A 25,684-nucleotide genomic window follows, 5' to 3' on the forward strand; every position below is an offset into this window, starting at 1 on the left:
TAACAACAAGATTATACACCTAAACAACCCTGAAAAAAAGCGCTTTTTCTTCAGGGGTTTTCAGCGTGCAATAAAAACCATGAAAAATTACTGATAATTTTTTTAAATTTTTACTTGATTTCTATTATCCAATTTTTTTGTGAAAATTTCTGCAGATTCATAGCTTACGTGTCCCATATGTATTTTGACCGGGTGGAAATAAGTAATTTTTAGTAATCGGTTCTGACTCGTTCCAAATAGTAGATGAAGGGATAAAGAAAAAATTATCTCGGTTTAGTAATGGGTGATTTTTCAACCCAAATGTATGTTGAGAGAAAAATTTGAGAAATTTTGCCTTTGATTTAGTAATGGGCGGAAAACCACCCCAAATGTATTACGAGAGAAAAAAACAGGAGGTTTATTTCATGAATGTAGAGGAAACATTAAAGCATCTTGGAAATCACTGGGATTTATATAGCTTGGCAGGTGAAGGTGAGTACAGCTTTGATAAAGCAAAGAAATATTTAATGGAGGAGTGTGGAAAACCGGAGTCCACTGCCAGAGCTAAGATGAGTGCCTTTCGATATGCCAGAGACAGCTTGATAAAGATTAGCGGCGATGGAAAGCGATATTCCATAGATTCAGAGAAGGTAAATGTACTGGAAGCATTGGTAGATGAAGTGATTCATTTTTCGGATTTTGATTATCGATGTGAACAGATGAAAGAGTGGGCTGAACTTTATCATGGTCAGTCGGAGGAGACAGAAGACTGGATGAAACACTATTACGACCTAAAGGCGCTAAATGAGAAACAGCAGATGAGACTATATCGTGAGAAGCAGGAGTTTCGCAAAGATACTGCGAAGACTATTACTGGTATTAGTGAAAAAGTTATGGCTCTTGCGAATAACTGCGATGAGAGACTTCAGCAGTTGGAACAGCGAGATTTTATGGCTAAGGGTCTACCTTTTATAGAGCGGGTAAAAATTTTCTTCCAAATGAAGCTTGGGCTGATACCAATAAACGAATATCGAAAGATGGAACTTGAGGTGTTTCGAGTCTCGGATGAGTTGAAGGAAATACAGAAACGATTTGGAGGTGAAGATTAATGGAAGCATTACAGTTTTTAACCCGTGGCACAAAGCTAACCAACTATTCCGTGATTCCGAATGATCTTCACGGAGGCGAGCTTAGTAGCACTGCTACAATTTTATATTTTAACCTTCTCAATCGTTCCAATCTATCCATCACTAATGGCAAGGCGGATGAAGTCGGAAGAATTTATATCAACTACAAACTTGAGGATTTGGCTGAGGAAATGGGTAAGAGCCTGACCACAATAAAAGAAAATATGAGAGAGCTTGTGGATGCAGGCTTGATTAAAAAGAAGCGTATGACAAAGGGGCGAGCAAACATGATTTATGTCAAAGTTCCGGAGACTAACATCATCGGAAAATCGCCCGTAGTATGTACGGAAAAACGACCGTATAAGGGCAGAAAACTGCCTCTACATGGGGCGAAAAACTTGCCAATAATAAACAAGAAACAATAACATCTTATAAATATGAGGAGGACACGTTTTAATGATGAATGCATTTTGGAATAGAGAAAATATACCGGATAGCTATGTTGCAGAAGATGGTTTATTTCATTGTTCCCTTTGTGGTGGTCCCTTGGAGGTAAGGCTTCCTGAATACAACGAGTTTTTTAAATCTGATAAGCGTCCAAGCACTTGTAAATGTCGTGAAGAGGAAATCATACATGAGCGTGAGGAACATGCCAGACGGGAGCATATGGAGCTTGTGGAGCGAAATAAAGGGATTTGCTTTACGGATTGTCAGATGTGGGATTGGACATTTGAAAACGATGATGGGACGGTGCCTCAGATGGCTATGGCAAAGCGTTATGTAGAGAATTGGGAGAAGGTTAGGCAGGAACATATTGGACTGCTTCTATGGGGCAATTTGGGCTCAGGAAAGACCTATATGGCGGCTGCCATAACCAGGTGTTAATCTGAAGCAATTGCTAATTTGAAGCTGAGATTTACAATTATTGATTGAGAAAAACATAATGATTTGGAGGGATATTTATGACTGGTGTTTATTATCAAAATCTCATCTGTCGTGTACTAGATGAATCAACAACTGACAGTTGTGGTATAGCAGTAAATGAGATCATTGTGCTGTTATTGTTGCAGAGGAAATAACAGGACGCTTCATGAATGTAATAAATCTATTTAATGGAGCAATTCCTCTTATTGCATTACAAGTATCAGCATATAAAGTTGGAAATGATGTTTCTCTTGCTTTTACTAGAGTAATAGATAGAATCACACTTGGAACAGATGAAGAAGATGAGTACGAAGTTACTGATCGAAAGTATTGGGAAAATCGAAGTACTAAAAAAATAATGGGAGTAGTAGATAAGATTTTCACTGATCTTGAGAATTATACATCTGGTTATGAACTCAAATATAATAAATTTTATGTTGGTTTAGCAAAAGATGGAATTGCAAAAAACTTCATATCTTTTATGCCAAAGAAATCATTTTTGTATATGATTTTTAAAACAAATGAAAATCAGGAGTTATCTCAGAAACTTGAAGATGCAGAACTTGATGTAACATATGAAGGTAGATGGAAACAATATAGAGTAAAGCTTCAAGGATATGATGAGTATAAAAAACATGAAGAACTTATTAGAAAGTGCGTAGAAGCAGCAATGGATTATTTTAATATTTCAGAGTATTAAAAGAAATGTTTTGCAAGTAAGCCTAAAACTTACTTGCTTTTTAAATAAAAAAATTACGCTATTCCTACATATAATAAACAAACAAATGATTTTTATTGCTATCATTATGATATAATAAACATCAGGTGATACATATGAAGATATATTTAAATCTAAATAGTTTTTCTGCAATTCTATATTGTAGTACGCTTATTCCAACATCCATACCACCATTGACCTATGATGAATGGTATGAAGTAGAAAAGAAGATAGAAGAACATAATCTAAATGATGTCAGTCGTTTAATGGGGATGAACGAAATGACATTAACGAATGTAGTAGGACTAGATGCCTATCTTTCATTAAAGATTATTGCAAGAGCAACCTTGATGGCAGAAATGTTCTATGCGCTCTATCGATTAGAACAAGAGGGAATACAGGTGACAACCAAGTATGAAGATAACTATCCAAAAAGTCTACTAAAACTAAAGAAACGTATGCCTCCTGTATTATTCTATGCTGGAGATTTATCTTTAATTAAAGAAGATAATGTTTCCATAGTAGGTCCACAGACTTCAAGCAAGAAATTAAAGAGAATGGTCAAGATGGCTGTTTTGAAGCTTGCTAGAGAAAGACGTACTCTTATAAGTGGAGATATCAAAGGTGTAGATCAGTATGCCTTAAAACAGATGCTTTCTAGTGGAGGCAATGTAGTAGGGGTATTATCTGATCATCTTATTGATAAAATAAAAGAGTATAAACGATATATATCTAAAGGAAAGCTCTGTCTTATTAGTGCCATTGATCCTTATGCCTTCTTTGATGTCACTAATGCTTTAGATCGTAATATTTATGTATGTGGTCTTTCATCTTGTCAGATCATTGCGGCTGTTCTTATTAATAGTGGTGCTGTATGGTTTACAGCCATACAGAACTTGCATTATAATTGGACAAGACAGCTGGTCATGGAAGTTCCTGAATATAATGGAAATCTTCGTCTTGAAGAGATGGGGGCTATTCCTATTAGCCGCGATGATCTTCAATCACCATTATCTATTGATGAAATCATAGAAAAAAACAATGTCTATGGAGAAGATGAACAGCCACAGATAGATCAGATGTCAATTTTTGAATTTATTGGAGAAAAGAATGGATAAAAATTTTAAACATTACCCTATAACTTATGGTATGATTCTATTATGTATGGCGGTCTATATTGTCACAACATTATTGTATGGTCCAGAAATGGATGCCACTCAAGCATTGAATATGGGTGCTTTTAATGGTATCGCTGTAGATATGTACGGTGAGTATTGGCGATTGTTGACGGCTAACTTTCTACATTTTGGATTGGTTCACATTTTTGTAAACTGTTATTCACTCTATAATGTAGGACTCATTTCTGAAGAAATCTTTGGAAAAAGAGATTATGCAATCATCTGTCTTGCAAGTGCTATTTCTACAAACTTGATTCCACTAGCTATGTATATGTACAACGGCTTTGAAGCTTCTGTTGTATCAGCAGGAATCAGTGGTGTCATCTTTGGAATCATCGGTTCATTATTGGCACTTGTGTATGTCAGAAGAGATTTAACAGATATCTTTAAGCCACTATTTATCAATGTAGCTTTTATGATACTAATATCTGTCATTGTACCAAACATATCATTGAGCGGGCACATGTCAGGGCTTGCTGGAGGATTCTTTAGTGCATTGCTCATATTGAAATATCGAATGAAAAAGAAGAATCAGTTATTGAATTAAGGAGATTAAAATGAGACAAACGAAAGTAAGAAAAGCAGTTATACCTGCAGCCGGTTTAGGAACAAGATTTTTACCTGCCACTAAGGCATTACCAAAGGAAATGCTGCCAATTGTAGATATTCCTACAATTCAGTATATTATCCAGGAAGCAGTAGATAGCGGCATTGAAGAAATTCTTGTTATCACTAATAGCAACAAGCATGCTATGGAAAACCATTTCGACGTTAACTATGAACTAGAAGAACGTCTAAAAGCATCAGGAAAAACTGAACAGGTCAAGATGGTTAGAGATATTGCCAATATGGCCAATATCTATTACATTCGTCAGAAGGAACCTAAAGGTTTAGGTCACGCAATCATGTGTGCAAATGACTTCATCGGAGATGAACCATTTGCGGTATTGCTTGGTGATGACGTTGTCATCAATAAGGAAGGGCAGCCTGCTTTAAAGCAGCTTATTGATGCTTATCAGGAAACTAAGTCTTCAGTAGTAGGGGTACAGACTGTACCAAAGGAAACTGTTAACAAGTATGGTATTATTGCACCATCACGTTCACATCCTGCTAAGGGACGTCTAGTTAAGTTATCAGATATGGTAGAAAAACCAAAAATAGATAAGGCACCAAGTCAGATGGCTATCTTAGGTCGTTATGTATTAACACCAGAAATCTTTGATTTCCTTGAAACACAGGGCAAAGGTGCTGGAGGAGAAATCCAGCTTACTGATGCAATCAAGAGATTGATGGATCGTCAGGCTGTTTATGCTTATGATTTTGAAGGTAACAGATATGATGTAGGGGATAAATTTGGATTCATCAAGGCGACAGTAGATTTCGCTCTTGATCGTCCAGAATTACATGATGCTGTTGCAAAATATATTAAAGAAAAGGCTGAAAAGTTATAATGAGTCTAAAAGAAAAAGTTCGAGAGTATCAAAAGAGAAGGGAAGCTAAAAAGTATTTTCGTTCACAAAATCAGTATGTCATTCATGGTAAAGATCTGCCTAAGTATATTGCTGCTATTGTTGTAGCATCAATTGTCATTGGGGGAATTGCGGCTTATATTGAAAGAGCACTTCCAATTGTACCAATGGTACTTTACCTTATAATTGGTATTGCGATCGCTGAAATTCTGTATCGTGTATCTGGCATGAAATCCAAGGAAATGGGTATCCTTGCAGTTATAGCCTGTATTCTTTGTTATATTGTAAAAGGCATTGTCACATTGCTTCTAGCAGGAGTGATGATCACTCTTTCAAATGTGTTATCAGTGCTATTTAACAATAGTCTTATAGGATACTTGTTCATGTTTGCAGGATGCTACTTTGCCTATATGAGATCTGTTGATTAGGGTGAAACAATGAATATCGCTGTTGTAAACTTAGGAAGAAGTCACCAGATCAAAACATTAGCTGATGACATGGCAAGACAGGCACGTACCTATATGCGAGAAGCTGCTGATTTTTCAAGCACTGAACATGCTGATCTATTACTCGTTGGATTTGATACACGCTTTTTCAATAAAAAAAGAGAAAGAGAAGTCTTCTCTTTCTTATCACGATTAAATCGAGAACACATTAACAATGTTGCTTTATTTTCAGTATACAGTCATTCCAACAAAATGATGAAACATGTCGTTTCCTACTGTCAAAAGCAAGATCTCCCATTACTTAGAGATCTCTACAGCGTACAGGTCTCTTTCTCCAAAGAACTGCCTCCGTCAGTTCTTCAGGGAGGAAGAGTGTACGTTGATGATATGGTCAATATTGTTAATAATTACTATTAAAAAAGATTGTCAAAAAGACAATCTTTTTTGTTATTCGATTACCATTGCATTAGGAATAGGTGCTGTAGGATTTTCTTTGTTGAAATGATCATAGTAAAGAACACCATCAAAATGATCCATTTCATGCTGAATACAGATGGCAGTAAAGCCTCTTGCTACAATCTTGACATCTTTTTTAGTTAAGGCATCATAAGCTTTTAATGTAATCTTGGCATGTCTTGGGACAAGTCCTGATTTATCTTCAGGAACAGAAAGACATCCTTCACCATGTCTTAAGTAAGCTTCTTTTTCTGTATAAGAGATAACCTTAGGATTTACAAGAACCCACTGGTCAATATTCTTTACATTACCTTCACTATCCACATTTGGAATATAGATAGCACACATTCTTTTAAGCTGTCCTACCTGAACGGCTGCAAGGCCAACACCTGGTCTTAAATCATATTTTTCTGCGATTTCTTCATCCTGTGAATTTTTAAGATATTCAAACATATCTAATGCTAGTTTTTCATCTTCTTCACTTAAAGGGACTTTAACTTCCTTAGAAATTTCCCTGATTAATGGATGAATGTCATCGATTATATCTTTCATAGTAATCATGTTTTTATCACCTCGCACGCATTATATCAAATATCCTTATTTGTTGCTAGTCAAATGAAACTGAAGTATTTTATTTTGATGTAGAATCATGTATAATATTTTTAATATTGGGAGGTTTCTATGTACGATTATCCTTTATTGGAAGAATGGACAACACAGGAAATCTGTGATGTCATTGCATTATATAACGCAGTTGAAAAAGCATATGAAGGTGGTATTAAACGTGATCAGTTTATGAAAGCCTATCGTCGTTTTACTGAAATTGTAGACTCCAAGTCTTTACAAAAACAGTTGGATCGCGCTTTTATGAAAGCATCTTCGTATTCAATCTATAAAGTATTTAAAGCGTCGCAAGAAGGGAATGATATGATTTGTCTTTAAGTGAAAATGTAAAAAGCATACTTCGTATCTTTAAGCGTTCAGGCGTTGACAAGAGTCTCTACTTTGCGACTTTTCTATTGGCCATATTTGGCATCTATATGATTGCGGATGCTTCAGTAGGAAGCACCATCCGTTTAGGACCAAAGTTTGTTTTTGTGAATCTTTTTAAACAGCTGGTATTTGTTTCCATTGGTGCTGTCGCATTATTTGTGGCGGCTAAAGGGATGAATAAAAAACTAGGAATGAACAATCTTAATAAATGTAAACTTTATTATGGGATTGCTTTAATCGCACTTTTTGCCTGTAGACTATGGAATATCAATGGGTCACATGCCTGGATTGTGCTTGGTCCAGTGACCATTCAGCCGGCTGAATTCATGAAGATTATACTTGTCTTTGTATTAGCCTATACACTTGGAGAATTACCAAAAAGATATAAAATAAGCAAGTACATTAGTCCAAGAAAACGTCGTGAACTCTTAAGAATCAAAAAGAGAGATTGCTTATATTGGCCAGTGGGCATGGTACTTGGTGCAACTGCCACTATCATTGTGATTCAGAAAGACTTTGGGTCAGCAGCCATCTTGCTTGCGATGTGTTTCGTTGTCTTTTTATGTGCGCCAGATCCATACTATCGTCCTTATAAGAAAATGGCGATTATGGCTGCGGCTGTTGGGGTTGTAGTAGTAGCTGTTGGTTCAACTTTTATCTTTAGATCACATCAGCTTCAACGTATTGTCACTTGGAAAGATCCATTAAATGAGAAGTACATCTATTCTAAAGCTATGCAGGTCATCAATGGTCTCATTGCTTTTACTAACGGTGGACTTATCGGACGTGGTGCTGGAAATTCCGTTATGAAATTCGGTTATATCCCAGAAGCACAAAACGACTATATTTCAGCTATTGTCGCTGAAGAATTTGGATTCTTTGGTATATTGATTATTATTGTTTTATATTGTTATATTATCTTCAAGTTATTTAACTATGCACAAAAAATCAAGAATGATAAATATAAGCTTATCCTTATCGGAATCGCAAGTTATTTCTTTATGCACATGATTGTAAACTTAGGTGGTGTATCAGGATACATTCCAATGACCGGTGTGCCACTTCTTCTGATCAGTGCCGGAGGAACATCTACAGTTGTCGCGATGTATTCAATAGGGGCTGCTCAGCGAGTGATTTCTATCTACAATAAAGATAAGCTAAAAAGAGAGGCGGAAGAATCATTATGATCTACGAACTAGTCGCCGATTTTGTATCCTCACTCAAAGATGAAGATATCTATAAAACATATATTGAAGCACGACAGCGTGTTGTATCTCACGAGACTTTATCTCGTGAGATACGCACGCTTGAACGCTATCGTGATGAAAAAGAAGCGCTTTCTCAATACGGAGAATATGCCAATACAAAAGAATTGGATGAAAAGATTTCAAAGCAAAGATTGCTGATAGATTCTTATGAAGAAATGAGAGAGTATCGTAAAGCTCTTTTAGATTTAAATAATTATCTAGATGAACTAAACAGTATTATCTTTGCTAATATTTCTGATGAACTAGTACTAGGAAGGATGGGAAAAATCTATGCGCGTCATCGCCGGTAAATATCGCAGCAGACAGCTTAAGAGCGTAAAGTCTGATTTAACAAGACCAACTACCGATAAGAATAAAGAAAATCTATTTAATATGATAGGTCCTTACTTTGATGGAGGCGTAGTCCTTGACCTCTTCGGTGGAAGCGGTGGACTTGGCATTGAAGCCATGAGTCGAGGAATGGATGAACTCTATAGTGTCGATAAGCAGTACAAGGCTTTTGCGGTAATCAAGGAGAATGTCAATATGCTTAAGATTGACAATGCTCACGTCTTAAAGATGGATTATCGTAAAGCATTAATGAAGTTCAACGATGAACAGGTTCACTTTGATCTTGTTCTCCTTGATCCACCTTATGCGATGAAGATCAATAAGGATATCATTGAAACACTAGCTAAACAAGGAAACCTCAATGATGGTTGTACTATTGTCATTGAAGATCTAAAAGAAGAAAGAATAGAGGTCGAAGCACCTTTTGTATTAAAAAAAGAAAAAGATTTTGGGATTACTATAATGCAGATACTTGAATACAGGGGGAACTAGTTATGCGAAAAGCTGTCTATGCAGGCACGTTTGATCCCATTACAAATGGGCATCTTGATATCATTGAACGCTCTTTGTCGTTATTTGATGAAATCCATGTCGTAATATTCTATAATCCTTATAAGAAAACAGCGTTTTCTTTAGAAGAGAGATTAGAGATGATAAGACAAGCTACAAGTCATTTAAAAGGCGTTGTAGTTGATTCAAGTGACGATCTAGCCGTAGAATATGCACGTAAGATTGGTGCAAGTGCACTAGTTAGAGGACTAAGAGCGACTCAGGATTATCAATATGAATCACAGTTGGCTTATACCAACCAGTATTTAGCAGAAGATATTGAAACAGTCTTTCTTATGACAAGACTATCTCAGATGTTTATATCATCATCTTCAGTTAAAGAAATTGCATCACACAAAGGTGATGTATCGGCACTCGTACCTGCCTATGTCAACGAGAAAATAGTAAATAAGTATGGAAAGTAGGAAAGAAGAAATGAATTATCAGGGAAAGATGACAATTTCGTCTCACAAGGAACTGACAAAAGATGTATTTGAAATGGTTGTAGAAGGGGACGCAGCTAAATATATCAAGGAGCCAGGCCAGTTTGTGAATATTAAGATTACAGATGATATGACACCTTATTTAAGAAGACCAATGAGCATCTGTGATTATGATGAACATTCAATCAAGATGATCTACAAGGTTGTAGGAGAAGGCACTAAGCTCATGTCAAAAAAACAGGTCGGAGACCAGATGGATTTCTTAACTGGATTAGGACATGGATTTATTGATTATGAGGCTAAAGAAGCCATTGTCATTGGCGGAGGACTTGGAGTTCCACCAATGTACAATCTTGTCAAGAAATTAAAAGAAGAAGGCGTAAAAGTCAGTGCCGTATTTGGCTTTGGGAAAGAGTCAGATATGTTCTATATCAAAGAATTTGAAGCACTATGTCCAGTCTATGTTGCAACTATGGATGGCAGCTATGGCGTAAAGGGCACAGTGATTGATGCGATTAAAGAAAACAATCTTTCTTTTGATAAATACTATGCCTGTGGACCAGTACCAATGCTTAATGCCTTAGTGAAAGCTTATCCAGACAATGGCTATCTTTCATTTGAAGCAAGAATGGGCTGCGGTTTTGGTGCCTGCATGGGATGTTCTATGAAAGTAAAAGGCGCTTCCTACAAGCGCGTATGTGTAGAAGGTCCAGTGTTTAAATCAGAGGAGGTTATTGTCAATGGCTAAGTTACATGTTACATTACCAGGGTTGGATATGAAAAACCCTGTCATTCCAGCGAGTGGAACATTTGGATTCGGATATGAGTTCACTAAATTTTATGATATTAATGTATTAGGTTCTATCGCTACTAAAGGAACAACATTTACAGAACGCTATGGCAATCCTCTACCAAGAATTGCGGAAGGACCTGCCGGTATGCTTAATGCGATCGGTCTACAGAACCCTGGTGTTCACGCTGTTGTCAATGAAGAATTTGATAAGCTTTCCCATGTCTTCAATGGAAAAGTATTAGCCAATATGGGCGGACACAGCTTAGAAGAATATATTGAAACAGCTAAAGTACTTTCACAAAGTGACATTGTCGGTGCCTTGGAATTAAATATTTCATGTCCAAATGTCAAAGAAGGCGGTATGCAGTTTGGAACAGATCCAGAACTTGCAGCTAAAGTCACTCGTGAAGTCAAGAAGGTTTCTTCAAAACCAGTCTATGTCAAGCTTTCTCCAAATGTCACTGATATAGTCGCTATCGCTAAAGCCGTAGAAGCAGCTGGCGCTGATGGAATCTCTATGGTCAATACTTTATTAGGTATGCGCTTTGACATTAAGACTGGTGCACCTATTATTAAAAATAAAACAGGGGGCTACTCTGGCCCTGCCATCTTCCCAGTAGCCTTGAGAATGGTTTATCAGGTTTCTCAGGCCGTCAATATTCCTGTCATCGGAATGGGAGGTATTTCATCTGGAAAAGATGCTATTGAAATGATGATTGCTGGTGCAAGCGCCGTAGAAGTAGGATGTGCCAACCTCGTAGATCCTTATGCTTGTCCTAAAATCATTGAAGAAATGGAATCCATTCTTGATGAAATGGGAATCGAAGATGTCAACGACATCGTCGGTAAATCACATCAATTTTAACAAGAGTGCAACGCACTCTTGTTTTCACTAAAACGAAAGGATGATACATATGAATTTGGATAATCTATTAAATCCTAAACAAAAAGAAGCAGCCACATACCTTGATGGACACTTGCGTATTATCGCTGGTGCAGGATCAGGGAAGACGAGAGTTGTTACATATAGAATTGCTTATCTAATTGAAGAAATAGGAGTCAACCCACGTAATATCTTAGCCATCACATTTACCAATAAGGCGGCTAATGAGATGAAAGAAAGAGTAGAAAAGATACTTGGTGCTTCCGCATTTGGAGCAACTATCTGTACTATTCATTCTTTATGTGTAAGAGTTCTCCGTCAGCATGCTTCTTTATTAGGTTATCCACATAATTTCATCATCATGGATGAAGAAGATCAGAAAGCACTTATTAAAAAGCTATTTAAAGAAAAAGAAATATCAAGTAAGTCATTAACAGTAAAATCAATGATCAATTATATTTCATCATATAAGATTGCGATGATTTCTCCAGATCGTGCATTGAAGATGTCTTCAATACCAATTGAAAAAACCAAAGCAGAAATCTATCAGCTATATGAAGACTATAACAAATCACATGCCATGATGGACTTTGATGATCTTCTTCTTAATACCTTAAGACTCTTCCAGGATAATGAAGATGTCGTAGAAAAATGGTCAAGACGATACCAGTTTGTACATGTAGACGAATTTCAGGATGTTGGTGAAATAGAATATCAGCTTATCCATTACTTTGGAAAACAATCCACAGTCTGTGTTGTAGGTGATCCTGATCAGACAATCTATTCATTTAGAGGAAGTGATGTCAACTTCATCCTTAACTTTGATAAAGACTATGAAAATGTAAAGACGGTTATATTAGATCAGAACTATCGTTCTACTAAGACCATCTTGGAGATCTCCAACAATCTTATTAGAAAGAATAAGAACAGACTGGAAAAAGATCTTTTTACTGAAGGAGAAGATGGCAACAAGGTTGTTCATTATGTTGGTAAAGATGAAGCATCAGAAACACATTTTATTACCAATACGATATTGGATTTAGTCAATAAGGGAGAAGCCGAATACCGTGATTTCTGTATTCTTTATCGTGCTAACTACCTTTCTCGTCCTATTGAACAAGATCTCATTAACAAGAATATGCCTTACAAGATCTTTGGAGGACTTAAGTTCTTTAGCCGTAAGGAAGTCAAGGATGCCTTAAGCTATCTTAGACTGGTGGTTTCCAATGATGATCTGTCTTTTGAACGTGTTGTCAATGTGCCAAGCCGTGGCGTGGGTGCTAAGACATTAGAAAAGATTCAGATGTGTGCTATTGATAATCATTTAAGCAACTATGAAGCATTGTGCTTCTACAGCGATGCTATTGGAATTGGCGGTAAGGCAAAGAAGGAATTAAAAAACTTTGTACAAGCTATTGAAAAGGCAAGAGCATCAATCAAGTCAGTTGAAGAGATGTATGATGATCTTATGAAAGATACCGGCTATCTGGATATGTTAAAGAATAACAATGAAGAAAGCCGTATTGACAACTTGATGGAATTAAAGAATTCCATCGCTACCTATATGAGAGAGCATCCTGAGAATGCGACTTTAGAGGAATATCTTCAGGATATTGCTTTATATACAACACAAGATGATGCCACATTAGAAAACTATATTTCCTTGATGAGTATTCATATGGCCAAGGGTCTTGAATTTGACTATGTCTTTGTGACAGGCATGTCAGAAAACATTTTCCCATCTATTCGTTCTATTGAAGAAGAAGGGGATGATGGTATTGAAGAAGAAAGAAGACTTGCCTATGTAGCCTTTACTAGAGCTAAGAAGAGACTGTATTTAACGGATAGTCAAGGATATAGCTTTGTCTCTCAATCACCAAAGATGACTTCTCGTTTTATTAATGAAGTAGGAAGAGATTTTGTGGAACATGTCGGAACACCTTCTTGCTTTAAGACGGAAAACTACATTAAAGTAGGAGAAACACCAGAAGAGATGATAGGTGATAATGAAGTGGGAGAATGGAAGAATGGCGATCTTGTAGAACATTCGGTATTTGGTAAAGGGGTTGTCATTGGTGTTCATGAGCGTACTGTTGATATTGCTTTTAATGTGCCCCATGGCATCAAGACTTTGATGTCTAATCATAAAGCCTTAAAGAGACTCGTTAGCTAGGGGAAGAATGAGGTTTTAATGTAAATGATTATTTGTTATAATACAACAGGAATGGTGAAGAAAAATGACAATTGAGAGACTTAATGAACTTAAGGAACTACTAAATAAATACAATTATGAATACTATGTTCAAGATCAGCCGACTGTCAGTGACCAGGAATATGATACATTGATGGATGAGCTGATCCATATTGAACAAGCCCATCCTGAATGGCAGACACCTGATTCTCCTAGTCAAAGAATCGGGGGACAGGTGTTAGATGGTTTTCGTAAGATTACGCATACAAGACCAATGATGTCATTAGGAGATATCTTTAATGAAGAAGAAGTGATGGACTTTGATCGACGTATTACACAGACAATTCTAAATCCTGAGTATATTGCAGAACTGAAGCTTGATGGCTTATCAGTATCTTTAGTCTATGATGAAGGCTATCTGCAGTACGCTGCGACAAGAGGGGATGGAACAATTGGGGAAGATATCACCCATAACGTCAAAACCATCAAGTCCATTCCATTAAAAATCAATTTTGATGGACCGTTAGAAGTACGCGGAGAAATCATCATGCCACGTGCTTCTCTTAATAAACTTAATGAAGCCAGACGTAAGGATGGCCTTCAGGAATTTGCGAACTGCCGTAATGCGGCCGCAGGAAGTGTTCGTCAGCTTGATTCGCGTGTAGCAGCATCAAGGGGATTGGATGCTTATCTTTATCATGTACCTGAACCTGCACAGATTGGTGCGCATACTCATGAGGAGTGCCTATTAAAAATGAAAGAGCTTGGCTTTAAGGTCAACCCTCATATCATTAAGGCGAAGACGATCACTGAAGTATGGGATTTCATCAATCAGGCAGCAGAGATGAGAGATTCGCTTCCTTACGATATTGATGGAATCGTCATTAAAGTCAACGATCTTGCATCACAAGAGCGTTTAGGCTTTACAGCCAAGGTACCAAAATGGGCTATTGCCTATAAGTTCCCGGCTGAAGAAGTGATTACGAAATTGAAAGATATTGTCTTTACAATCGGTCGTACAGGACAGATTACACCAAATGCGGTATTGAATCCGGTACGTGTTGCTGGTTCATTAGTGCAAAGAGCGACTTTGCATAATGAAGATAATATCAAGAAGAAAGATATTCGCATCGGTGATGATGTCATCATCAGAAAAGCAGGAGATGTTATTCCTGAAGTTGTGCGTTCTTTAAAAGAAAGACGTACTGGCAGTGAACGTCCTTTTGAGATGATTAAGGTGTGTCCGACTTGTGGTGAACCTTTATCAAGAAAAGAAAATGAAGCTGCTTACTACTGTCTAAATGAAGCATGTGATTCTAAGGTTATTGAGAAGATCATTCATTTTGCATCACGTGATGCCATGAATATTGATGGCTTAGGAGATCGTATTATTGAACAGTTCTATTCTTTAGGATTAATTTCTTCTATTGAAGATATTTATCATTTAAAAGAACATGAACAAGAAATCATCGATATCGAAGGATTTGGAAGAAAATCCATGGATAATATGATTGAAGCCATTGAGAAAAGCAAAGAAAACTCTTTAGAAAAGCTTCTCTTTGGTCTTGGCATTCGTGGTATTGGTGCAAAGATGGCAGATACATTAGCAAAAGAGTTCAAGACACTAGATCAGCTTCTTGATGCGTCTTATGCAAAACTTACATCCATCAGGGATGTAGGAGATACCATCTGTGAAAATCTTGCTAACTATAAACGCAATCCTAAGAATATGGAAACCATTGCCCATCTTAAAGAGTTAGGTCTTAATATGACTTACTTGAAGGAAGTGGCAAGCGTTGATAATCCATTCAGCGGATTGACAATTGTCGTTACAGGTACACTTGAGCATATGAAACGTAAAGAAATCAAAGATTATCTAAGCGCACATAATGCTAATGTGACAGGTAGTGTTTCAAAGAAGACAGACCTTGTCATTGTGGGAAAAGATCCTGGCAGCAAGTATGACAAAGCCATGTCTCTTAACATTCGTATTATGAATGAAGAAGAGTTCTTGGAGGTAGCAGATCTATGATGAAAAAAACTTTAAGTGCAGTTGTTGCACTATGTATATTGACAGGATGTGGAGGGTCTTCAAAGGCACCTACATCCAAAGGGTCAACAGCTTCCACTGAATCTTTTACAGGTGATTATTACAATATGATCAATACTGGAAGAGGTACAAACAGTGAAAACTTTTACTTGGAATTTAGCAATACGAAAGATCTAGTCACAATTGGATCAGGACTACAGATTCTTTCTACTTCACACTATTCAACATCTTCTTATTATTTAGCTGAAGGAAGACAGCTCAACAATAATGACTTGTCTCAGCTCTTAAAAAGAGACGGGGCTAATGTGAAGAAGGAAGATAAGCAGTATAACTATACTTTACAGGTAGAACATGGAAATACTCTTGATGGTGTTAAAGATCCAATTATGGTAGACAATTTAACAGAACAGGATTACTACAAGAAATCCGGTACAAAGTATGAATTGTCAGGATTATCTTTTGCGATCATTATTGATCCAAGAACAGAAGATAATAAGAAGCTAGACAAGAAAATGAGTGATGCGACAATCAAATCATTTTCTAATACAGCCATCAAGAAACTCTATGAGTATATTCAAAAGAAGAAAAAAAGCTTGAAAGATATTCCTTGTTTAATTACAATTTATCAGGCTAATGATAATGAAAAATCAGAAATCAACGGAAATTATATCTATCAGGCTTACTGCAGTGATGGCAAAGTAGGTGGCATGAGCAGAGTTGTTCATGAAAACGTGACATTTACTAGCAGTCGTGCTAAAGCACTAGATCCTACAACTTATGCAGATTTCTCTACTATTAAAGATGTAGTCAAGAAATCTTCTACTGAAGCAGCAGGACTAGTAGGAGAAGCGCAGTATATCAATAAGACAATTCAGTCCATGAAGATTACTGCCCATTTCAATATTAAGACGTATACAGAATTGCTTTATATTACATCAGTGCTCGCTGATCATATTGGCAATAAGTTTACTTCTGATTTTACGGTTAAATGTCTTGTCTATTCACAAGATAAACTGATGGCCGTTATTATTAAGAACAAGGGTGAAAGTGCCCATACAACAATTATTGAACAGTAGGAGGAGCATAATGGAAGAAGAAATGTTAAAAGAACTTGGTCGTAAGACTATGTTCAATATTACCGATGAAGAAATGCCTGCGCTACGTGAAGAATACCATGTCTTCATGAACCATGTTAAAGCGTTGGATGCAATAGATACAGAAGGAGTTGCCCCATTGGCATTCCCTTATGAAATAGAAACAACTTTCCTTAGAGAAGATGAACCTGTACAGATGATTTCAAGAGAAGATGCACTTAAGAACTGTAAGGATGTACAGGCTATGCAAATCAAAGTTCCAAAGGTGGTAGGATAAATGGTCACTTATTCAATTGAAGAATTACATGAATTATTAAAAAACAAGAAAATTGATATCCATGAATATTATGAAGAACTCATGAAAGAAGCAGAAGTTCAGCAGGAACGTCTTAATGCTTTTGTCACAATCACAAAAGATGAAGCAATGAAGAACCTTGATGAATTTGATGAAAATGATCTTCTTTCAGGTATTCCTTATGTATTAAAGGATAACTACAATACAAAAGGCATTAAGACAACTGCATCAAGTCGTATGCTAGAAGATTATGTACCAGTATATAATGCATTCGCAGTAGATCAGCTTTCTAAACATGGAGTACATCTAGTAGGGAAAGCATCAATGGATGAATTAGCAATGGGTGGTACAAACAAGTCCGCATTGACTGGACCTGTCTATAATCCATGGGATGTACGCCGTATTGCTGGTGGATCATCAGGAGGAAGCGCTGCCTTAGTAGCATCTGGTCTTGTACCATTTGCGACAGGAAGCGATACTGGGGATTCAATTAGAAAACCTGCAGGATACTGTGGTATCGTTGGATTTAAGCCATCTTGGGGACGTATTTCTCGTTATGGTGTTATCCCTTATGCTTCATCATTAGATCATATGGGAATGTTCACAAGAAACGTAAGAGATGCCGCTATTGTACTTGAAGCTATGGCTGGTAGAGATGATCGTGATATGACATCATCATTCAAGGAAGTTCCACATTATATTGAACATTTAACTAGTGATATCAAAAATGTAAAAATTGGTGTCTTAAGATCAGTTTCTGATGAAATCAGAAATGAAGAAATCAAAGAAAACTTTGAAATGGTTGTTAATACATTCAAGAAGCTAGGTGCAACAGTCGAAGATGTAACTATGGATAAGACATTATTAAGAACAATCTTACCTTCTTATACAATCATTGCTAACTCAGAAGCAACATCAAACCACTCTTGTCTAGATGGTATCCGTTATGGTAATAGACAAGAAGGAGAAACACCTGATGATGTTATGATCAACTCAAGAACAAATGGATTTGGTGCACATATCAAAAGACGTTTCATTCTTGGTAACTTAGCATTAGCGACAGAAAATCAGGAAAAGATGTTCAGAAAAGCACAGAAGGTAAGAAGAATTATCGTAGAAGAACTTAATAAAATCTATGATGACTACGATATCATTCTTACACCAAACTGTGGTAGCATTGCACCATTGGTAGATGAAGCCAACGATGATCGTTTAAGCGATGAATACTTAATTCTAGAAAACCATTTAGCATTAGGTAACTTTGCTGGTACACCATCATTATCATTACCTTCAGGTTTTGTAGATGGTATGCCAATCGCAGTTAACGTAATGGGACGTTTATTTGAAGAACAGACTGTATTAAATACAGCATATGCATTAGAAGAAGAATTAGGATTAAAGAATCAGTTTAAAAGGGAGGGTTAAGAGATGAATTTTGAACAAGTTATTGGATTAGAAGTCCATTGTGAGTTAAAGACAAAATCTAAAATGTTCTCTGGCGCTCCTGTAACATTCGGTGAAGCACCAAATACAATGGTCAATGAAATTGATATGGGTATGACTGGTACAATGCCAGCTCTTAATAAAAGAGGTGTAGAATACGCCCTAAGAGTATGTCATGCATTACATATGGACATTGACGAACTATTATGTTTTGATCGTAAGAACTACTATTATGCCGATCTACCAAAAGGATTCCAGATCACACAGGATAAAAGACCAATTGGTAGAAATGGTTATCTTATGATTGAAGTCAACGGTAAAGAAAAGAAGATTGAAATTGAACGTCTTCATATGGAAGAAGATACAGCTAAACAGCTACATCTTTCAAAATACACTTTACTTGACTACAACCGTGCAGGTATCCCACTAATCGAAATTGTAACAAAACCATGTATTCGTTCAGGTGCTGAAGCAGCTGCTTATCTTGAAGCATTAAGACAGATCTTCCTTTATACAGAAGTATCAGATGCTAAACTTGAAGAAGGTTCAATGCGTTGTGATGTCAACGTATCAATTCGTCCTTACGGTAGTGAAACTTTCGGTACAAGAACAGAAATCAAGAACTTGAACTCTATTTCCAATGTACAGAAAGCTTTGGAATATGAATCATTAAGACAAGAAAAAGTATTGCTTTCTGGTGGAGAAGTCATCCAGCAGACAATGCGTTATGATGAATTAAACAAGGAAACAGTACCAATGCGTTCTAAAGGGGATGCGGTTGACTACAAGTACTATACTGAACCAAATATCCTTCCAGTACGTATCAGTCATGAATGGGTAGAAGAAATCAAAGCTAATCTACCAATGATGGCAAGAGAAAGAGTAAAGAAATACGTAGAAGAATATGATATTCCTACTGTAGATGCTAAAATTCTTGTTTCTACAAAAACTGAATCAGAATATTTCAATGAAGTAATCAAGTATACAAACAATTATAAAGCAGCTTCTAACTGGTTAATTGGAGATGTACAGGCATACTTGAATGCGGAAGGTCATTCATATGATGACATCACATTAAATCCTGAATATCTTGCAAAATTAATCAACTTCATCGATGAATCAGTTATTTCATCTAAACAGGCTAAAAAAGTCTTTGAAATCATGATGAAAGAAAACAAAGATCCAGAAGTGATCGTTGAAGAAAAAGGCATGAAACAGATTTCTGATGAAGCTACTCTTGTAGCCTTAATTAATGAAGTACTCGACAACAATCCTAAATCAATTCAGGATTATGCGAACGGTAAAGATCATGCTATTAAATATCTAGTTGGTCAGGTTATGAAAGCTACAAAAGGGCAGGCCAACCCTCGCAAAACAAATGAATTGCTTTCTAGCATGTTAAAAGAAAGAATAAACTAAGCTATACAAAACAATATATTTTTGATAGAATATTGTTAATAGTAGGTGATAAAAAATGGCGCAAAAACACTTTAGTTTTGATAATGATGAATCTTCTATAGGTAGAAGATCATCATCACCAAAAAGACAGACAAAAGTAAATCAAAGTAAATTTACTTTTACTGAAGGTGAAAAAAGAAGAGTCAACAGAAGACCAGTAAATAAAAAATCTAAAGGTAAATTCAAACTTAAAAAATGGCAGATTGCTTTAATTGTACTCGCTGTCCTTGCAATAGGAGGAGGAACACTTCTATTTGTGGCAGGTAGAGATGATGGACCAGTCTATGGAGATAGATGTAAAGGAATCTTAAGTCTTTCTACTTCTGTATTAAGAGAAACTGAAACAGAAATGAAGAACAAACATTCTAGCATTGAAAACATCAATATTTCTATTCAATGTAAAGAATTGAGATTCGATATCAAGTTTGCATCTGGCACAAAAGCTGCAACTGCAGAAAAGATTGTCAAAGAAGCAGTTAAGCTTGTCGATCAAAAAGCAGGAAAGAACAGCTACAGCGGTTCTTCTTATAGTGAATTGTTTAACTACTCTAATAAAGTAAGACAGTTTGAAGCATACATCTATATGACATGTGATGGAAATAGTGATTTCCCAATCTATGGTACTAAGCTTGCTGGTAAAGATAGTTTTAGTTTCACTTATGCATCCATCAAAGATGAAAGTACTTATAAGAAAGCAAAGAAGTAAAAGCGAGCTAAACACTCGCTTTTTTTGAGGGAATATTATGAAAAAGAAAGATCGTTTTATAGGTAAATGTGTAGATTATACACACGATTGTCTTGGTGTTGTAAAACATGAAGGCACAGCCGTATTTGTAAAAAATCTTATTCTTGATGAAGAAGCAGAAATAGAAATCATTAAGGTATTAAAGAACTACTGTGTAGGTAGAGTAGTTAAGCATATCAAGGCATCTGAGCATAGAGAAGAACCAGTATGTGAAGTCTATAAGCAATGCGGTGGATGCCAATTGATGCATATGAGTCAATTAGGACAGAAAATCTTTAAGACACAGCGTGTCAAAGAAACACTTCATAAGATTGGTCATTGTGATGTAGAAGTTCTTGATACAATCATGGATGATGTTCCTTATCATTACCGTAATAAAGTACAAGTCCCATTTGGCATGAAAGACAACAGAATTGTCAGTGGATTCTATAAAGCGCGTACCAACGATATTATCAATCAGGATCACTGTCATATTCAGAATACTTTTTCTAATGAAGTTACACTTAGAGCAAAACAGCTTTTTGAAGAATATCATATTCTACCTTATGATAAACAATCACATAAAGGAATCATCAAGCATGTCTTAACAAGATATGGTACGCATACTAATGAGGGAATGGTTGTCTTTATTACTTACAAGAAGAAAGTCAAACATCTTTCTCATATTGCTTCTATTCTTGCTAGTGAGTTTCCTGAAATCAAATCAGTTATTCAAAATGTCAATGAAAGACATGACAATGTGATCTTAGGAGATGAAGAAATTCTTCTTTATGGAAAAGATGTCATCGAAGATACTTTATTAGATAAACGCTATCACATCAGCATGAAATCTTTCTATCAGATCAATCCAAGACAAGTAGAAAAGCTTTATACGAAAGCCATTGAATTTGCTGACTTCAAGGGTGATGAAACTGTCATTGATGCATACTGTGGCATTGGGACTATCGGTTTATCTTTAGCTAATCATGTCAAGCAGGTCTACGGTGTAGAAGTCGTACCTGACGCTATCAAGAACGCTAAAGAGAATGCTAAAAGAAATCATGTCTCTAATATTGAATTCACTTGTCAGGATGCAGGAGAGTTCATGTTAAAGTGTGCTAATGAACATAAGACTATCGATGTAGTCATGGTTGACCCACCACGTAAAGGATGTTCAGAACTCTTCCTAGATCAGATGATGACACTTTCTCCTGAAAAGATTGTCTATATCTCATGCAATGTGGCAACCCAGGCAAGAGATGTTGCATATCTACAAGAACATGGCTATCAGGCAGTCATTGCTCAACCTGTGGATATGTTCCCACAGACTAATCATGTGGAATCAGTAGTCTTGATGTCTCGAGTCGGGGCGAAGCAATAGAACTATTGTCAGGAAATGGAGGAAATGATATGACAAAAACGCTTGCAATAATCGGTGGTGGGATTTCCGGACTTACGGCTGGGATATATGCCTTGCAAGCCGGATACGACACAACCATATATGAAAAAAATTCCATGGTCGGGGGTGAATGCACCGGTTGGAACAGGCAAGGTTACCATATTGATAACTGTGTACACTTTCTTGTGGGGTGTAACGAGGAAGATCCACTGAATAAGATATGGAAAAATACCGGTGTTTTATCCGATGAGATCAAATTGTATCGAGAACCATATTTCTACTGCATGGAGATGAATGGGAAAAAGATTCATTTATGGCGTGATATCGAAAAAGCGCGAAACGAACTATTTAGTATTGCGCCGGAAGATAAAAAAGAGCTTGCCCTGTTTTTTCAATGTGTAAAAGGGTGCGAATGCATACAGCCGCCATACGAAATATCTCCTGCGCACATGAATCCGTTTCAATACATGAAAATGGGCATGAGTATGAAAAATGCCGCTAAAGCAAATAAGGAATACGGGAAACAGGCCATGTCCGAGTTTGTTTCAAGGTTCAAAAACCCGTATATTAAAGCATTATTCGGAAATTTTTTTAACAATAATTTTTCTGCCCTTACATTTGTGACTTCATATGCATTTTATACCAGCAACACTGCCGCGATACCTGAGGGTGGCTCGACAGGCATGGTATCACGAATGATACAGCGGTTTACGAATCTCGGGGGCAGGATAAATTATTCTTCAGAGGTAAAGGAAGTCGTAATAGACCGTGGTCATATCCGTGCTTTTAAATTAAAAAATGGAAAAGATATAAATGCAGACAATTATATCTGGGCTGCAGATCCATATCCTTTGTTTCGTGATATGATCGGAATGCAGTTCATGGATCCGAACCTGAAATATATGTATGATAATCCTGCAGGGTATGAGGCCAACACCGGGTATCAGGCCGCTTTCGGAATAACAACAAATGAAAAGCTTGAATTGCCGGAAGGTTCAGTAATTTTCCCGTGTGAGGAATATATTATTGCAAAAAAAAGACATTCATTCTGCGGAATGAGATTATATGACTGCGACGAAGGCCTTTTTCCCGTTAATAAAAGAGTGATCCAATGCAATATCCTTCAGAATGCTGACGATTTTGATTATTGGGCAGAGCTTTATAATGACAAAGCTGTATATGAAAGTGAGAAAATGAGAATTGCAGAAGAACTCAAAGAAAGGCTCGAAATGCAATACCCTCAGCTCGCGAATAAATTAGTTTTACTTAGTACATATTCGCCGGTCACCTTCAACAAATGGTGCAATGCATATAAAGGTGGATATATGAGCTTTAATGTGCTTAAGGGATTTAAGAGCAAATATGTGAAAAATACAATTGAAGGAATAGATAATCTCTTTCTTGCAGGTCAATGGCTTCAAAATAGCGGCGGATTGCCAATTGCTGCAGCAGAAGGAAAATTTGCGATATCAGCTTTGATAAAGGCAGGACGATGATTGAGATGGTAAATCGGGAGCAGGATTATGACGCGATTTAAGCGAATCATGAGAGAATATTTTTGTAACTTCCCACTTGATATGTTTAGTCAGAGCCTTTGGAATATGAGCAATTTAGCCGTAGCCATGACATTCATAATGATGTCTCAACCCACATTGAATCTATTGTATTATTAACTAAGAAATAGAAGGGATTCCAGTTGGAATCCTTTTTTACATGTTAACAATTATAGATAACGATGCAACAGAATGATATACTAATGAAAAAATAGGCTTATTTGCTATTGTTAACATGCGTTGCTTGAGGCAACGCACACTATAAGACTAGAATGATGGAGAAAGGAGGTTTTCAATATGTTAAATGAAAACATTAAAACAATAAGAAAATCCAAAGGACTTTCGCAGGAAGAGTTTGCGATTAAATTAAATGTCGTAAGACAGACAGTATCAAAATGGGAAAGAGGATTATCAGTTCCTGATTCTGACATGCTTATTACTATATCTGATGTTCTTGAGACACCAGTGAGTGTGCTTTTAGGAGAAAAGGTGAGTGAAACAAAACCAGATGATTTAAAAGTCATCTCTGAAAGATTGGAAGCTATTAATCTTCAGTTGGCTCGCAGAAAAACTTTAAAAAGAAAAATCTTGCATTACTCATTTATAGGATTAGCTGTCTTAATATTATTAACATTTCTGATTATTGTAATAGTAGGCAGTCCCTATTTAACATGGGATTACAGTGATCCAGAAACAGCTGTCATGGGAACTTTTATTCATGCTTTTGAATTTGTCTTTGTGAGACTTTCACCTTTTTTGCTTATTGGATCAATTGCAGGTGCTATATTAACAAGAAAACAATAAGAGGGATATCTGAAGATATCCCCTTTATTATTAAATAATGTTATGATAATAGATGTATAGTATAGGAATAATAAGAGGTGGAAACAATGAAAAAATGGAGTATAGGCATAATGGTGATTATGCTTATTTTTGCTTTATGTATTTATAAAATTCACAGTTCACATCCTGTATCTGCAAGATCACAAGTCGATATCTGGGATGAGTGGGAACAATCACATGGCATTAATGTGTTAAAGACTTCTAAGAATGGATATAATGTCATTTGGGCGAGTGCACAAAAGACAAGTGAGAATGGAGACTGGACACATGACGTCTATGGGATGATTTATAGAAACGGTCATACTATAAAAAAGACACTTATATCAGCACATGAAGCACAGGAACCCTCTAGTGCTTCGCAATGTGCTGATGGACATATCTTAGTGACATTTGAAGATGGCAATGCGGTAGGAGATTATGGTGTCATGCAGCGATATGCGATCTTTGATAAAAATCTTAACAATGTTGTATCTTATGATCCTTATAAAACAATTATAAAAAATGGAGGACATTCTGGACATGTCACAAGTGTAAGCAATACATTTGTAGTCGTCTGTGATGAAGGATGGATCAATAAAGATGGTATTCTTAATCATGGAACTGGAAAAGAGATCTATATTACCATAATGAATTCAGTTGGAAACAATAAAAAGACATTTAAAATAGCGAATACATCAAGTCGCTACGATTGGCCACTTGTAGCGGGATCAAAGAATAAAGCTTTTATTTTATAAAGTTCCTGACAGAAAACCCACGTGCCTTTAGGCCGTGGGATGAATGGCGGTTAGAATATATATTTTACTAGAATAAAATATCAGTAAAATATATGGTATAATATACATACAGGAAATCCTATTTCCGAGTCTTTAGAAAGGAGAAAGCTGTATGCATCTTACCGTAAAACAACAAGTAAAGCGTCTTTCAAAGGAAGATTACAGAACCATAAGAGAACTGTGCCATATAGCAAAGAATCTTGCCAATGAAGCCATTTACAATGTAAGACAGTATTACTTTTCTGAGGGCGAGTTTTTAAAATACGAAAAGAATTACACTCTTTTAAAGAACAGCCCTAACTACA

At 36.5% G+C, this 25,684-nt stretch carries 29 protein-coding genes; 28 read left to right on the top strand and 1 reads right to left on the bottom strand.

Going from position 1 to position 25,684, the window contains the following annotated elements:
• The first annotated feature begins 404 nt into the window (after positions 1–404).
• The 9 genes from J6L95_RS02965 (at position 405) to J6L95_RS03005 (ending at position 6,258) form a co-directional block, all read left to right on the top strand.
• On the top strand, positions 405–1,088 hold the full coding sequence (locus J6L95_RS02965) for a hypothetical protein (RefSeq protein WP_287458095.1): 684 nt from the start codon (positions 405–407) through the stop codon (positions 1,086–1,088).
• Positions 1,088–1,531: a replication initiator protein A gene (locus J6L95_RS02970; RefSeq protein WP_287458096.1), complete on the top strand. Its 444-nt coding sequence runs from the start codon at positions 1,088–1,090 to the stop codon at positions 1,529–1,531. The genes J6L95_RS02965 and J6L95_RS02970 overlap by 1 nt, the downstream gene beginning before the upstream one ends.
• Before the next feature lie 31 nt (positions 1,532–1,562).
• On the top strand, positions 1,563–1,991 hold the full coding sequence (locus tag J6L95_RS02975) for a P-loop NTPase family protein (RefSeq protein ID WP_287458097.1): 429 nt from the start codon (positions 1,563–1,565) through the stop codon (positions 1,989–1,991).
• Positions 1,992–2,196: 205 nt separating this feature from the next.
• Positions 2,197–2,730, top strand: coding sequence for a hypothetical protein (locus J6L95_RS02980; protein ID WP_287458098.1), 534 nt, complete (start codon positions 2,197–2,199; stop codon positions 2,728–2,730).
• Positions 2,731–2,864: 134 nt separating this feature from the next.
• Positions 2,865–3,866: a DNA-processing protein DprA gene (locus tag J6L95_RS02985; RefSeq protein WP_287458099.1), complete on the top strand. Its 1,002-nt coding sequence runs from the start codon at positions 2,865–2,867 to the stop codon at positions 3,864–3,866.
• Positions 3,859–4,473, top strand: a complete 615-nt coding sequence (locus tag J6L95_RS02990) for a rhomboid family intramembrane serine protease (RefSeq protein ID WP_287458100.1) — start codon at positions 3,859–3,861, stop codon at positions 4,471–4,473. Before J6L95_RS02985 ends, J6L95_RS02990 begins: the two co-directional genes overlap by 8 nt.
• Before the next feature lie 10 nt (positions 4,474–4,483).
• On the top strand, positions 4,484–5,377 hold the full coding sequence (gene galU, locus J6L95_RS02995; protein WP_074623967.1) for a UTP--glucose-1-phosphate uridylyltransferase GalU: 894 nt from the start codon (positions 4,484–4,486) through the stop codon (positions 5,375–5,377).
• On the top strand, positions 5,377–5,823 hold the full coding sequence (locus J6L95_RS03000; RefSeq protein WP_029070359.1) for a hypothetical protein: 447 nt from the start codon (positions 5,377–5,379) through the stop codon (positions 5,821–5,823). The genes galU and J6L95_RS03000 overlap by 1 nt, the downstream gene beginning before the upstream one ends.
• Before the next feature lie 9 nt (positions 5,824–5,832).
• Positions 5,833–6,258, top strand: a complete 426-nt coding sequence (locus tag J6L95_RS03005; protein WP_287458101.1) for a hypothetical protein — start codon at positions 5,833–5,835, stop codon at positions 6,256–6,258.
• A 30-nt stretch (positions 6,259–6,288) separates the two neighbouring features.
• On the opposite strand, the gene def is transcribed toward J6L95_RS03005, so the two are convergent.
• Positions 6,289–6,858, bottom strand: coding sequence for a peptide deformylase (gene def / locus J6L95_RS03010; RefSeq protein ID WP_287458102.1), 570 nt, complete (start codon positions 6,856–6,858; stop codon positions 6,289–6,291).
• 120 nt (positions 6,859–6,978) lie between these two features.
• On the opposite strand from def, the gene J6L95_RS03015 reads away from it, so the two are divergent.
• From J6L95_RS03015 to J6L95_RS03105, 19 genes are all read left to right on the top strand, one after another.
• On the top strand, positions 6,979–7,239 hold the full coding sequence (locus J6L95_RS03015) for a UPF0223 family protein (protein ID WP_029070362.1): 261 nt from the start codon (positions 6,979–6,981) through the stop codon (positions 7,237–7,239).
• A complete protein-coding gene (locus tag J6L95_RS03020; RefSeq protein ID WP_287458103.1) occupies positions 7,230–8,477 on the top strand; it encodes an FtsW/RodA/SpoVE family cell cycle protein in 1,248 nt (415 codons plus the stop codon). The genes J6L95_RS03015 and J6L95_RS03020 overlap by 10 nt, the downstream gene beginning before the upstream one ends.
• On the top strand, positions 8,474–8,848 hold the full coding sequence (locus tag J6L95_RS03025; protein WP_287458104.1) for a YlbF family regulator: 375 nt from the start codon (positions 8,474–8,476) through the stop codon (positions 8,846–8,848). Before J6L95_RS03020 ends, J6L95_RS03025 begins: the two co-directional genes overlap by 4 nt.
• Positions 8,829–9,380, top strand: coding sequence for a 16S rRNA (guanine(966)-N(2))-methyltransferase RsmD (rsmD, locus tag J6L95_RS03030; RefSeq protein WP_029070365.1), 552 nt, complete (start codon positions 8,829–8,831; stop codon positions 9,378–9,380). Before J6L95_RS03025 ends, rsmD begins: the two co-directional genes overlap by 20 nt.
• A gap of 2 nt (positions 9,381–9,382) precedes the next feature.
• The gene (coaD, locus tag J6L95_RS03035; protein ID WP_029070366.1) at positions 9,383–9,862 is read left to right on the top strand and encodes a pantetheine-phosphate adenylyltransferase; all 480 of its coding nucleotides are present in this window, start codon (positions 9,383–9,385) and stop codon (positions 9,860–9,862) included.
• Positions 9,852–10,628, top strand: a complete 777-nt coding sequence (locus J6L95_RS03040; RefSeq protein ID WP_236700935.1) for a dihydroorotate dehydrogenase electron transfer subunit — start codon at positions 9,852–9,854, stop codon at positions 10,626–10,628. Before coaD ends, J6L95_RS03040 begins: the two co-directional genes overlap by 11 nt.
• Positions 10,621–11,538 carry a dihydroorotate dehydrogenase gene (locus tag J6L95_RS03045; RefSeq protein WP_029070368.1) on the top strand — a complete coding sequence of 306 codons (918 nt, stop codon included), beginning with the start codon at positions 10,621–10,623 and terminating at the stop codon, positions 11,536–11,538. Before J6L95_RS03040 ends, J6L95_RS03045 begins: the two co-directional genes overlap by 8 nt.
• Before the next feature lie 49 nt (positions 11,539–11,587).
• Positions 11,588–13,729: an ATP-dependent helicase gene (locus tag J6L95_RS03050; protein ID WP_287458105.1), complete on the top strand. Its 2,142-nt coding sequence runs from the start codon at positions 11,588–11,590 to the stop codon at positions 13,727–13,729.
• Positions 13,730–13,793: 64 nt separating this feature from the next.
• Positions 13,794–15,779 carry an NAD-dependent DNA ligase LigA gene (gene ligA, locus J6L95_RS03055; RefSeq protein WP_287458106.1) on the top strand — a complete coding sequence of 662 codons (1,986 nt, stop codon included), beginning with the start codon at positions 13,794–13,796 and terminating at the stop codon, positions 15,777–15,779.
• Positions 15,776–16,873 carry a CamS family sex pheromone protein gene (locus J6L95_RS03060; RefSeq protein WP_236700934.1) on the top strand — a complete coding sequence of 366 codons (1,098 nt, stop codon included), beginning with the start codon at positions 15,776–15,778 and terminating at the stop codon, positions 16,871–16,873. The genes ligA and J6L95_RS03060 overlap by 4 nt, the downstream gene beginning before the upstream one ends.
• Positions 16,874–16,883: 10 nt before the next feature.
• Positions 16,884–17,168: an Asp-tRNA(Asn)/Glu-tRNA(Gln) amidotransferase subunit GatC gene (gatC, locus tag J6L95_RS03065; RefSeq protein ID WP_029070372.1), complete on the top strand. Its 285-nt coding sequence runs from the start codon at positions 16,884–16,886 to the stop codon at positions 17,166–17,168.
• The gene (gene gatA, locus J6L95_RS03070) at positions 17,169–18,611 is read left to right on the top strand and encodes an Asp-tRNA(Asn)/Glu-tRNA(Gln) amidotransferase subunit GatA (protein WP_287458107.1); all 1,443 of its coding nucleotides are present in this window, start codon (positions 17,169–17,171) and stop codon (positions 18,609–18,611) included.
• A gap of 3 nt (positions 18,612–18,614) precedes the next feature.
• Positions 18,615–20,048: an Asp-tRNA(Asn)/Glu-tRNA(Gln) amidotransferase subunit GatB gene (gene gatB / locus J6L95_RS03075; RefSeq protein ID WP_029070374.1), complete on the top strand. Its 1,434-nt coding sequence runs from the start codon at positions 18,615–18,617 to the stop codon at positions 20,046–20,048.
• A gap of 55 nt (positions 20,049–20,103) precedes the next feature.
• The gene (locus J6L95_RS03080; RefSeq protein WP_287458108.1) at positions 20,104–20,793 is read left to right on the top strand and encodes a hypothetical protein; all 690 of its coding nucleotides are present in this window, start codon (positions 20,104–20,106) and stop codon (positions 20,791–20,793) included.
• A gap of 37 nt (positions 20,794–20,830) precedes the next feature.
• Complete coding sequence (gene rlmD / locus J6L95_RS03085; protein ID WP_287458109.1) at positions 20,831–22,192, top strand: 23S rRNA (uracil(1939)-C(5))-methyltransferase RlmD; 1,362 nt, start codon at positions 20,831–20,833, stop codon at positions 22,190–22,192.
• Between the two features lie 29 nt (positions 22,193–22,221).
• Positions 22,222–23,706 carry a phytoene desaturase family protein gene (locus J6L95_RS03090; protein WP_287458110.1) on the top strand — a complete coding sequence of 495 codons (1,485 nt, stop codon included), beginning with the start codon at positions 22,222–22,224 and terminating at the stop codon, positions 23,704–23,706.
• 354 nt (positions 23,707–24,060) lie between these two features.
• Entirely contained in the window at positions 24,061–24,567 is a 507-nt protein-coding gene (locus tag J6L95_RS03095) for a helix-turn-helix domain-containing protein (protein ID WP_287458111.1), read from the top strand.
• A gap of 86 nt (positions 24,568–24,653) precedes the next feature.
• Positions 24,654–25,340 carry a hypothetical protein gene (locus J6L95_RS03100; RefSeq protein ID WP_287458112.1) on the top strand — a complete coding sequence of 229 codons (687 nt, stop codon included), beginning with the start codon at positions 24,654–24,656 and terminating at the stop codon, positions 25,338–25,340.
• A gap of 151 nt (positions 25,341–25,491) precedes the next feature.
• Positions 25,492–25,684, top strand: a 193-nt coding sequence (locus J6L95_RS03105; protein ID WP_287458113.1) for a hypothetical protein, incomplete at its 3' end; no start/stop codon positions are given.

The organism is Kandleria sp. (assembly GCF_017934775.1).
In the GTDB taxonomy this organism is placed as follows: domain Bacteria; phylum Bacillota_I; class Bacilli_A; order Erysipelotrichales; family Coprobacillaceae; genus Kandleria; species Kandleria vitulina.